This is a genomic window from Streptococcus sp. DD12, from assembly GCF_001578885.1.
GTDB lineage: Bacteria > Bacillota > Bacilli > Lactobacillales > Streptococcaceae > Streptococcus.
The window spans coordinates 27,272-39,325 of the sequence record NZ_KQ969497.1; the positions used below are offsets into that span (position 1 = coordinate 27,272).

A 12,054-nucleotide genomic window follows, 5' to 3' on the forward strand; every position below is an offset into this window, starting at 1 on the left:
AACGTTTTACCATGATGACAGAAATGAAAAAGAAAGGAAGCCTATGGGAAAAATCACGCTTGATGAGCCCAAAACAGGGTCGCAACTCCTTCTTGAAACCCTAAGGGATCAGGGAGTCGATACGATTTTTGGTTATCCAGGGGGAGCTGTTTTACCCCTTTATGATGCGATTTACAGTTTTGAAGGGATTCATCATATTTTAGGACGTCATGAGCAGGGCTGTGTTCACGAAGCAGAAGGTTATGCAAAGTCAACCGGTAAAGTTGGTGTGGCAGTTGTGACCAGTGGTCCTGGGGCAACCAATGCCATTACGGGTATTGCAGATGCCATGAGCGATAGCGTTCCCCTCTTAGTTTTCACGGGGCAAGTGGCGACGGCAGGGATTGGTAAGGATGCCTTTCAAGAAGCTGATATTGTTGGGATTACCATGCCAATCACGAAGTACAATTATCAGGTTCGTGATACGGCAGATATTCCACGGATTATCACAGAGGCTATCCATATCGCAACGACGGGACGTCCAGGCCCAGTCGTCATTGACTTACCAAAAGATATCTCAGATAAAAAGGTTGAGGCCATCAATGACCCGGCCGTTCACTTACCGAGCTATCAGCCGACAGTTGTGCCAAATGAGATGCAAATCAAAAAAATTCTCAAGCAACTGGGCAAGGCTAAAAAACCTGTTATTGTCGCAGGTGGCGGGGTGACCTATTCGGAAGCCAGCGATGCTTTGATCGCCTTTGCAGAACGCTATCAGATTCCAGTCGTGACTAGTCTTTTGGGACAAGGAACTATCGCAACGACTCACCCCCTATTTTTGGGAATGGGTGGCATGCACGGCTCCTATGCGGCAAATATCGCCATGACGGAAGCAGACTTTATGCTTGCTATCGGCTGTCGGTTTGATGACCGCCTGACAGGTAATCCAAAAACCTTCGCCAAAAATGCCAAGGTTGTCCATGTAGATATTGACCCTGCTGAGATTGGGAAAATCATTGCTGTTGATATTCCGGTTGTTGGTGATGCCAAGAAGGCACTAGAAATGCTTCTAGCAGAAACGCCAATCCATAATAACACGCAAAAATGGATTGAAAAGGTCAATAAAGACAAGGAACGTGTGCGATCTTACGATAAGAAAGAGCGCGTGGTTCAACCACAGGCTGTCATTGAGCGTATCGGTGAACTGACGGATGGTGACGCCATCGTCGTGACCGATGTTGGTCAACACCAAATGTGGACAGCTCAGTATTACCCTTATAAAAATGAACGCCAGCTTATCACATCGGGTGGTTTAGGTACCATGGGATTTGGTATTCCAGCGGCTATTGGGGCCAAGATTGCCAATCCTGATAAAGAGGTTGTCCTGTTTGTCGGTGACGGTGGGTTCCAGATGACTAACCAAGAGTTAGCTATCTTGAACATCTACAAGGTGCCTATCAAGGTGGTTATGCTGAACAATCATTCACTGGGAATGGTTCGGCAGTGGCAGGAGGCTTTCTACGACGGTCGGACGTCCGAGTCAGTCTTTGATGTTCTCCCTGATTTCCAAAAACTTGTAGAAGCCTATGGTATCGAACACTACAAGTTTGATAATCCTGCAACCTTAGAAGATGACTTGACGGTCATTCAGAAAGACAAACCGCTCTTTATTGAGGTTGATATTTCTCGCAAAGAGCATGTGCTTCCTATGGTGCCAGCCGGAAAGAGTAATCATGAGATGTTGGGGGTGAACTTCAATGCGTAGAATGTTAACCGCTAAACTGCGAAACTCGACGGGTGTCCTCAACCGTTTTACCGGTGTCCTCTCTCGTCGTCAGGTCAATATTGAGAGTATCTCTGTCGGCGTAACCGAAGAACCAAATATTTCACGTATTACGATTATCATCGATGTGGCTAGTCATAATGAAGTCGAGCAAATCATTAAACAGCTTAATCGTCAGATCGATGTGATTCGCATCCGTGACATTACCGATCAACCACACTTGGAGCGAGAGGTGATTTTGGTTAAGGTGACCGCACCACCAACCAAACGGGCTGAGGTTTTGGCTATCATTCAACCTTTCCGTGCAACGGTTGTGGATGTGGCACCGACCTCGATTACGGTGCAGATGACTGGCGATGCTGAAAAGAGCGAGGCGCTCCTGCGTGTGATTCGCCCTTACGGCATCAAAAACATCGCCCGTACGGGGGCAACTGGTTTCACCCGAGACTAGTTAGCTTTCCTTTTCCTTATTATTGTTACCCCATGTCTTAAAAAGACAAATATATTTTTTAGAAAAGAGATTTTTCATGGCAGTAGAAATGCAATACGAAGCAGACGTAAAAGTTCCAGCACTTGACGGTAAAAAAATTGCCGTTATCGGTTATGGTTCTCAAGGACATGCGCACTCACAAAACTTGCGTGATACAGGTCACGATGTGATTATCGGTGTTCGTCCAGGTAAGTCTTTTGATAAAGCTAAAGAAGATGGTTTTGATACTTACACAGTAGCAGAAGCAACTAAATTGGCTGACGTTATCATGATTTTGGCACCAGACGAAATCCAAGCAGACCTCTACGAAGCAGAAATTGCACCAAACTTGGAAGCTGGTAATGCCGTTGGTTTTGCACATGGATTTAACATCCACTTCGAATTCATCAAAGTTCCTGAAGATGTTGATGTCTTTATGTGTGCGCCTAAAGGACCAGGTCACTTGGTACGTCGTACTTTTGAAGAAGGCTTTGGTGTTCCTGCGCTTTACGCAGTTTACCAAGACGCTACAGGTAATGCCAAAGACATCGCTATGGACTGGTGTAAAGGTGTTGGTTCAGCTCGTGTTGGTCTTCTTGAAACAACTTACAAAGAAGAAACTGAAGAAGATTTGTTCGGTGAACAAGCAGTTCTTTGTGGTGGTTTGACTGCCCTTATCGAAGCAGGTTTTGAAGTCTTGACTGAAGCTGGCTATGCTCCAGAATTGGCTTACTTTGAAGTGCTTCACGAAATGAAATTGATCGTTGACTTGATCTACGAAGGTGGCTTCAAGAAAATGCGTCAATCTATTTCTAACACTGCTGAATTCGGTGACTACGTATCAGGTCCACGTGTCATCACTGAACAAGTGAAAGAAAACATGAAAGCTGTTTTGGCTGACATCCAAAATGGTAAATTCGCTAACGACTTCGTTAACGACTACAAAGCTGGACGTCCTAAATTGACTGCTTACCGTGAAGAAGCTGCTAACCTTGAAATCGAAAAAGTTGGTGCTGAATTGCGTAAAGCAATGCCATTCGTTGGTCAAAACGACGATGACGCTTTCAAAATCTACAACTAATTGATAGCCGTATAAACTCACAAGAGCTCAGCTTTTGTGGGTTTTCTTATGGGAAATCCAAGGGAAAGAGTTTTTTTTAGACTCTTTTTTTGATATAATGACAGGTAAATAGACAGAAAATTTTGAAAAAAGAGGGACTTATGATTACTGCTAGAGATGTCGTGGCGGCACAAGCCGTTTTAGGGTCGGTGATTGAGCGGACACCATTGGATTTTGACCGCTACTTGTCGGAAAAATATGGGGCGACCATTTACCTGAAACGTGAAAATATGCAAAAAGTGCGTTCCTTTAAGATACGGGGGGCTTACTATGCTATTTCCCGTTTGAGTGATGATGAGAAAGCGCGTGGCGTGGTCTGTGCGTCGGCGGGAAATCATGCCCAAGGTGTGGCTTTTACCTGCAATGAAATGAAAATTCCTGCAACTATTTTCATGCCAGTTACTACCCCACAACAAAAGGTTGGCCAAGTGCAGTTTTTTGGTGGAAAATTTGTCACGATTAAACTGGTTGGAGATACCTTTGATGCGTCGGCTCAGGCAGCGCAGGATTACACCAAAGAGCATGACATGACCTTCATCGCCCCTTTTGATGATCCGGATGTCCAAGCAGGTCAGGGGACTGTCGCCGTGGAGATTTACGAGCAAGCGCAAGACGAAGGGGTGAGCTTTGATGAGGTCTTTGTCCCTGTTGGTGGGGGTGGCTTGATCGCAGGGGTGGCTACCTATCTTAAGGATGTCTCACCTGAGATTAAGATTGTCGGTGTCGAGGCAAATGGGGCGCGTTCGATGCGGGCGGCCTTTGATCAAGGGCGACCAGTCAAGTTGGAAAAAATTGATAAATTTGCTGACGGTATCGCTGTTCAAAAGGTCGGTCAATTGACCTATGAGGTGGCTCGGCAAACTGTGGACCAGTTGATTGGTGTAGATGAAGGCTTGATTTCTGAGACACTGATTGACATGTATTCTAAGCAGGGGATTATCGCTGAGCCTGCAGGGGCAGCTTCTATTGCGGCACTTGAAGTCCTCAAGGATGATATCAAAGGCAAAACCATTTGCTGTATCATTTCTGGGGGGAACAATGATATCAACCGTATGCCTGAAATGGAAGAGCGAGCACTCATCTATGATGGGGTTAAGCATTACTTTGTGATTAATTTCCCGCAACGTCCAGGGGCTCTGCGAGAGTTTGTCAACAATATCTTGGGGCCAAACGATGACATCAGCCGTTTTGAATATATCAAACGGGCTAGTCGTGGGAAAGGGCCTGTCTTGATTGGGGTAACCTTAGCGGACAAGAAGGACTACGAGGGGCTATTGCAGCGTATCTCAGAGTTTGACCCTAACTATATCAACCTGCATGGTAATGAAAGTCTTTACAACATGCTGGTCTGACAAAAGTAACCATAAGGCGGGTGGGCGGATTGGGCTCCTCGCCTTTTTATATCGGAAACAACTGGAAATAACCGAACGGTTTTGGTAAAATAGAAATGAAAAATTCGTAATTTGGAGTGTGTCATGAAACTTTTGGTTGTTGGTTCGGGTGGACGCGAACATGCGATTGCAAAAAAATTGTTAGAGTCTAAGGACGTCGAACAGGTGTTTGTAGCCCCTGGTAATGACGGCATGACCTTGGATGGGCTGGAAACCATTAACATTGGGATTTCCGAACATTCTCGCTTGATTGCTTTTGCTAAGGAACAAGAGATTGCTTGGTCCTTTATCGGACCAGATGATGCGCTAGCAGCTGGTATCGTTGATGATTTTGAACAGGCCGGTCTTCGAGCCTTTGGGCCGACACAGGCGGCTTCTGAGTTGGAGTGGTCAAAAGATTTTGCCAAGGAAATCATGGTCAAATATGATGTTCCGACAGCTGCCTATGGCACATTCTCAGATTTTGAGGAGGCCAAGGCCTACATCGAAGAAAAAGGCGCTCCCATCGTTGTCAAGGCAGACGGTTTAGCCCTTGGTAAAGGGGTTGTCGTAGCAGAAACCGTTGAGCAGGCGGTCGAAGCGGCTCACGAGATGCTGTTGGACAATAAATTCGGTGACTCTGGTGCGCGTGTGGTCATCGAGGAATTCCTGGACGGGGAAGAGTTCTCGCTCTTTGCCTTTGTCAATGGCGACAAGTTTTACATCATGCCAACGGCTCAGGACCACAAACGGGCCTATGATGGCGACAAGGGACCAAACACCGGTGGAATGGGTGCCTATGCACCAGTGCCACACCTGCCACAGAGCGTGGTGGATACAGCGGTTGATACCATTGTCAAGCCAGTCCTTGAGGGCATGATTAAAGAAGGCCGTCCTTACACGGGTGTCCTTTATGCGGGGCTTATCTTGACAGCTGAGGGTCCAAAAGTCATCGAGTTTAACGCTCGCTTTGGCGACCCTGAAACCCAAATCATCCTGCCACGCTTGACCTCTGACTTTGCACAAAATATTACAGACATTTTGGATGGCAAAGAACCTGCCATCACTTGGACGGACAAGGGCGTGACACTGGGTGTTGTTGTCGCTTCAAACGGTTACCCGCTCGCTTATGAGAAGGGTGTCAAACTTCCAGCCAAAACGGACGGTGACATCATCACCTACTATGCTGGTGCTAAATTTGCTGAAAATGGCCAAGACCTCCTCTCAAACGGCGGACGCGTCTACATGCTGGTCACCACAGCCGACACCGTCAAAGATGGTCAAAACATCATCTACAAGGAACTCAACAACCAAAACACAGAAGGCCTCTTCTACCGAAATGACATTGGAAGCAAAGCTAACAAATAAAACTCTTCGAAAACCTTCGATTGACTGTGTTAAAGCTCCTTGATGAACTTTAGTTCTATCTTCGTCGCTTTGCCTTGTCACTCTATGATTTTCTTCGAGTTTTCGAATATCAATGCTATTTTAGGCGACACAGTCACCAATCCGATAATGGTCGCCATGGTGAAAAGACCAGAACAGTCTTTGTTCTGGTCGAGGGAAACTTTGAGACCTTAGGCTCAAAGTTTAGGAATGAAACCGAAGGTTTGCTTCCGTCCCCACCACCTAAGACCATTATCAAAAAAGAAAAGGATATTAACTATGAAACCAGTAATTTCCATTATCATGGGCTCCAAATCCGACTGGGCTACCATGCAAAAAACCGCTGAAGTGCTCGACAACTTCGGTGTTGCCTACGAAAAGAAAGTTGTCTCTGCCCACCGCACACCAGACCTCATGTTTAAACACGCTGAAGAGGCCCGTGATCGTGGCATCAAAGTCATCATCGCGGGTGCAGGTGGCGCTGCCCACCTGCCAGGGATGGTTGCTGCCAAAACCACCCTGCCTGTTATCGGTGTACCGGTCAAATCTCGTGCCCTTAGCGGTGTGGACTCGCTTTACTCTATCGTGCAGATGCCCGGTGGGGTGCCTGTGGCAACCATGGCCATCGGTGAAGCAGGTGCGACTAACGCGGCCCTCTTTGCCCTTCGTCTTCTTTCAGTAGAGGACCAGGCTATTGCGACAGCGTTAGCGGATTTCGCAGAAGAACAAGGAAAAATCGCAGAGGAGTCGACAAATGAACTCATCTAAAACCATTGGGATCATCGGGGGCGGTCAGCTGGGGCAGATGATGGCCATCTCGGCTATCTACATGGGCCACAAGGTTATCACACTGGACCCAGCAGCAGATTGTCCTGCTTCACGTGTGTCTGAGGTTATCGTGGCACCCTACGATGACGTAGACGCCCTTCGTCAGTTGGCGGACCGCTGTGACGTTCTCACTTATGAATTTGAAAATGTCGATGCTGATGGACTCGATGCTGTTATCAAAGACGGTCAGCTCCCACAAGGAACAGACTTGCTTCGCATTTCCCAAAACCGTATCTTTGAGAAGGACTTCCTCGCAAACAAGGCTAAAGTAACCGTTGCCCCTTACAAGGTCGTGACCTCTAGCCTTGATTTGGAAGATATTGACCTGTCTAAAAAATACGTCCTCAAGACTGCGACAGGTGGTTACGATGGCCACGGTCAAAAAGTCATCACATCAGCTGACGATTTGAAAGAGGCCAATGCCCTGGCTAACTCAGCCGAGTGTGTCTTGGAAGAGTTCGTCAACTTTGACCTTGAAATTTCAGTCATCGTGTCTGGGAACGGCAAGGATGTGACAGTTTTCCCCGTTCAGGAAAATATCCACCGCAACAACATTCTTTCAAAAACCATCGTGCCTGCTCGCATTTCTGACAGTCTAGCGGAAAAAGCCAAAGCCATGGCTGTGCGAATCGCTGAACAACTGAACCTCTCTGGTACCCTTTGTGTGGAAATGTTTGCGACCGCTGATGACATTATCGTCAATGAAATCGCACCCCGCCCACACAATTCAGGCCACTACTCCATCGAAGCCTGTGACTTTTCTCAGTTTGACACCCACATCTTGGGTGTTCTCGGAGCCCCACTCCCAGCCATCCACCTCCATGCCCCTGCTGTCATGCTCAATGTCCTCGGCCAACATGTCGAAGCTGCTGAAGCATATGTCACAGAAAATCCAAGCGCCCACCTCCACATGTATGGTAAACTAGAAGCAAAGCACAACCGCAAAATGGGACATGTGACCTTGTTTAGTGATGCGCCAGACGGGGTTGAGGAGTTTTAAAAAACAAAATTATGATTACTTGATGAGTTAAATAACTTTATAAGGATTTTATAGTAAGAAATTAATATTTTTTAATAGTATTGGAATGGTAGCTATATGAAAGTATTAGCAATCTAAGGAGTAAAAATGGATTATTCATTGATTACAGATGATTTTAATCGGGGAGTTTCAGAAGTTAATGAAACAATGACAAGCTTGGATTTACAAGTGACTCAAATATTAAAATGTTTGAATCTACCGACTAAGGATGTTGTAAGTGAAGTTCGACAAAGAAAATATGTTTATTCAAATTTACTATTTGTTTTTGAAGCTTTAGAGGAGCAACCTAATAATCAATTGTATTTATCTCGCTTTGTACATGCGTGTGCAGATGGATTATTTGATGCGGCCTTGAATTATCTATGGGATGCAGTAGTAGAAGTTTTACGAGCAAAAATTATAGACTATGACTTGGTCTATTTCTATGATTTACTTTATTCTGATAAAAAGGATAGGAAAAACTATAAGGATGAATCTGATATAACTAAAGTATCTGAGGCGGAATTATTACAGGGAATCAAGTTAATGGGCTTTATCAATGATACTGAATATCAACAATTAATGCACATAAATTATATGCGGAATTGGAGTAGTGCAGCACATCCAAATAGAGTTTCTTTAGATGGGCCGACCCTAATAAGCTTTTTAAATCAGTGTTTTGACATAGTGTTTAATATGAAAGTCTCTCCTCTTAATTTAGAGATTAGTACGCTTCTAAGAGATATAAAAAACAGAAAACTAGATACTAGTGAAATGACTTCTAGAAAACAGATTATGCGAGATCTTCCTAAGGATAAAGCTAATAGTTTAATTCAAGGTTTTTTTGGCATATACACTGATGAAGGTGTCTCACAGGATACAATGGAAAATATTCATGGGTTAGCACCTACGTTGTGGAATGTTGCAGATGAATCTACTAAAACTAAAATTGGTATGAACTATGCACAAATAAAAATAAATGGAACCACTGAGGCTTCGAAGACTGCAGAGGCATTTTTGGAGGTTGTAGATGGAAAATCCTATATCCCTGCTGTGCTTAGAGCTGGAGAAATTGATAACATATTAGATGAATTGCAAAGTGCTCATAAAGCTGCCGGAAATTTTTATAGTGAGCCATTGATAGTTCAAAATTTAATTTCAATTATTTCTAGCGTTGGTGGACCTCTTCCTAAAGAAGTAGAATTTAAATATGTTAATACGATAGTTAATTGTTTTTTGACTAATGGAATTGCAGAAGCTTGGAATGCGAATTCGTATTATGTAAGATTGATTAGTAGTTTTACAAAGGAGCAAGCTGAGCTAGCTTTAATTTCATTTTTTGAAGTAGAAATAAATCAAAAATTAAATTATGCAATATGTAGTACTAAATTCAAAGAGATGCTAAAGAAAATACGAGACAAATTTACTGGTGGTCAATATACCTTGTTTATTGACTATTTAATTGGGTTTGAAACAGAACCTTTAACAAAATTTTTACAGGATCAAAATTATAAACATCAATTTGAACGATTTATTCATACGTTAAATAGTTTTAATGAGCATTATAGTAAATAGGAGACAACAACATGATCAACCGTTACTCTCGCCCAGAAATGGCGAACATTTGGACTGAGGAAAACAAATACCGTGCTTGGCTTGAGGTGGAAATCTTGGCTGACGAAGCATGGGCTGAGTTGGGAGAAATCCCTAAGGAAGATGTGGCTTTGATTCGTGAAAAGGCGGATTTTGACATCGACAGGATTTTAGAAATCGAGCAGCAAACGCGTCACGATGTGGTGGCTTTCACGCGTGCGGTTTCTGAGACACTTGGTGAAGAACGTAAGTGGGTTCACTATGGTTTGACTTCTACTGACGTGGTGGACACTGCCTATGGTTACCTCTACAAACAAGCCAACGACATCATCCGCAAAGACCTTGAAAACTTCCTCAACATCATTGCGGACAAAGCGCGTGAACACAAGTTCACGATCATGATGGGGCGTACCCACGGTGTGCACGCTGAGCCGACTACTTTTGGTTTGAAATTAGCGACTTGGTACAGCGAAATGAAGCGCAACATCGAGCGTTTCGAGCATGCAGCTGCTGGTGTGGAAGCTGGTAAGATTTCTGGTGCGGTTGGGAACTTTGCCAACATCCCACCATTTGTGGAAAAATACGTCTGCGACAAACTGGGTATCCGTGCTCAAGAAATCTCGACACAGGTCCTTCCTCGTGACCTTCACGCGGAGTACTTTGCAGTTTTGGCGAGCATCGCAACTTCTATCGAGCGGATGGCAACTGAAATTCGTGGTCTGCAAAAATCAGAACAACGTGAAGTGGAAGAGTTCTTTGCCAAAGGGCAAAAAGGGTCGTCAGCCATGCCTCACAAACGCAACCCTATCGGTTCTGAAAACATGACAGGTCTCGCGCGTGTTATCCGTGGTCACATGGTAACAGCCTACGAAAACGTCGCTCTTTGGCACGAGCGTGATATTTCCCATTCATCAGCTGAGCGGATTATCACACCAGATACGACCATCTTGATCGACTACATGCTCAACCGCTTTGGCAATATCGTCAAGAACTTGACCGTCTTCCCAGAAAACATGATCCGCAACATGAACTCTACCTTTGGTTTGATCTTTAGCCAACGTGCCATGCTTACTTTGATTGAAAAAGGCATGACCCGTGAGCAAGCTTACGACCTTGTTCAACCAAAGACTGCCCAATCTTGGGACAACCAAGTGGACTTCAAACCCTTGCTTGAAGCAGATCCAGAAGTGACTTCACGCCTCACGCAAGAAGAAATCGACGAAATCTTCAACCCAGTTTACTACACCAAACGTGTCGACGAAATCTTCGAACGCATCGGTTTGGACTAAAAGGAGAAAACGAGCGACAGCTCGTTTTTTTGTCATCATTTTGTTAACAGGCTTTTCTGGGAAAGGATTGACAATTTATGTTGTTTTATGGTATCTTTAAGCTAATAACAATAAGGAGCAGACAGGAATCATCAGGCTTCCAGGAGCCTAAAGAGATCCCTTGCTGGTCTTAAGAAAACAAAGCCCAAAGGCCATTAGGAAAGGAAAAGGAGAGGACACATGAATAAAGCAGATTGGTTAGACTACTTTGAGACAGTCAACGGTCGCAAACCATCAGAGGAAGAGTTGCAAGCAGCCTTGGCTGCTGGGGAGTTTGAGGAAGAGTCTGACAGCACAGATGCTGTTACAGACGCCTCTACCAGCAGTTCAGAAAGTGTTTCTGAGTCATTGTCTGAAAAAGCAGGCAGTGAGGTAGCTGCAGAAGTGCTGGTAACGGAAGCTCAGGTGCAAGAAGGTTTGGTGCAGTCTCAAACCAATGCTCAGACAGCAGGTGTGGTGCCACCGACCTATGTCTTGCCACAAGAAGGGAAAAAGTTCTCTACAAAGAAACTCTTGCTGATTATCGCTGCGGTTCTAGCGGTTCTTGTCCTCACTCTAGGGGCTGGGACAACCTTTTACTATATTTCAGGTAACGTGGATGGGTCTTACCACAATAAAACCCTCGAAACAAAGCTGAAAAAATCTTGGAAAGAAAGCCAATCAACCAGCGCTGAGGACGTGCTATCTGATGCCAATGTGAACTTGGATGTTAAAAAGGATAAAGCAGTGGCCACCCTTACCATGAAGATGGATTATTCAAGCTACTATAAGAGCCTTAAAAAGACCTATGATTGGATGAGTGATAGCTCTCTTTACAGTAGTTATTACAGCTATTTCATGCCATCATACCTCAAGTCAGAGTCAGCTTTTGATAGTTACATGGATGACAATATGAAAGAGACTCTTGAAGACGCAGAGGCGACTTATGATGCGAAAACCAATACCATTACCTATGTTATTTTCAAGGGAAATGTTGATCGCTGGTCACGGGCAATTAAGGTGACATGGGTCAACAAAACCATCTATAAAGATTCTTCTAGCAACGGCGAAAGTGTGAAAGATGCCTTTGAAAAATCTCTGAAATTCAAAAAAGGTAGTTACGTTAGCTACAAAAAAGAAGCGAACAAACTGATCTTAAACAACAAGTCAGACAGTGCTTTCGTCAAGCGTTAATAGAAAA

Annotated in this window: 10 protein-coding genes; all 10 read left to right on the top strand. The window is 44.5% G+C overall.

Annotated features, from left to right (window positions below):
* Window positions 1-43: 43 nt before the first annotated feature.
* The 10 genes from STRDD12_RS07105 (at window position 44) to STRDD12_RS07150 (ending at window position 12,047) form a co-directional block, all read left to right on the top strand.
* Entirely contained in the window at window positions 44-1,744 is a 1,701-nt protein-coding gene (locus STRDD12_RS07105) for an acetolactate synthase large subunit (protein ID WP_066916629.1), read from the top strand.
* Window positions 1,737-2,213 (top strand): acetolactate synthase small subunit, encoded by a 477-nt coding sequence (gene ilvN / locus STRDD12_RS07110; RefSeq protein ID WP_066916631.1) that lies wholly within the window; start codon window positions 1,737-1,739, stop codon window positions 2,211-2,213. The genes STRDD12_RS07105 and ilvN overlap by 8 nt, the downstream gene beginning before the upstream one ends.
* Before the next feature lie 76 nt (window positions 2,214-2,289).
* Window positions 2,290-3,312: a ketol-acid reductoisomerase gene (ilvC, locus tag STRDD12_RS07115; RefSeq protein ID WP_066916633.1), complete on the top strand. Its 1,023-nt coding sequence runs from the start codon at window positions 2,290-2,292 to the stop codon at window positions 3,310-3,312.
* Window positions 3,313-3,452: 140 nt separating this feature from the next.
* Entirely contained in the window at window positions 3,453-4,703 is a 1,251-nt protein-coding gene (ilvA, locus tag STRDD12_RS07120; protein ID WP_066916634.1) for a threonine ammonia-lyase IlvA, read from the top strand.
* A gap of 123 nt (window positions 4,704-4,826) precedes the next feature.
* Window positions 4,827-6,089 (top strand): phosphoribosylamine--glycine ligase, encoded by a 1,263-nt coding sequence (gene purD / locus STRDD12_RS07125; protein WP_066916636.1) that lies wholly within the window; start codon window positions 4,827-4,829, stop codon window positions 6,087-6,089.
* Between the two features lie 297 nt (window positions 6,090-6,386).
* The gene (gene purE, locus STRDD12_RS07130; protein ID WP_066916638.1) at window positions 6,387-6,875 is read left to right on the top strand and encodes a 5-(carboxyamino)imidazole ribonucleotide mutase; all 489 of its coding nucleotides are present in this window, start codon (window positions 6,387-6,389) and stop codon (window positions 6,873-6,875) included.
* Window positions 6,862-7,935 (top strand): 5-(carboxyamino)imidazole ribonucleotide synthase, encoded by a 1,074-nt coding sequence (gene purK, locus STRDD12_RS07135; protein ID WP_066916640.1) that lies wholly within the window; start codon window positions 6,862-6,864, stop codon window positions 7,933-7,935. Before purE ends, purK begins: the two co-directional genes overlap by 14 nt.
* A gap of 126 nt (window positions 7,936-8,061) precedes the next feature.
* Window positions 8,062-9,528, top strand: a complete 1,467-nt coding sequence (locus tag STRDD12_RS07140) for a hypothetical protein (protein WP_066916642.1) — start codon at window positions 8,062-8,064, stop codon at window positions 9,526-9,528.
* 11 nt (window positions 9,529-9,539) lie between these two features.
* Window positions 9,540-10,835 carry an adenylosuccinate lyase gene (gene purB / locus STRDD12_RS07145; protein ID WP_066916644.1) on the top strand — a complete coding sequence of 432 codons (1,296 nt, stop codon included), beginning with the start codon at window positions 9,540-9,542 and terminating at the stop codon, window positions 10,833-10,835.
* A gap of 219 nt (window positions 10,836-11,054) precedes the next feature.
* A complete protein-coding gene (locus STRDD12_RS07150; protein WP_066916646.1) occupies window positions 11,055-12,047 on the top strand; it encodes a hypothetical protein in 993 nt (330 codons plus the stop codon).
* Window positions 12,048-12,054: the final 7 nt, after the last annotated feature.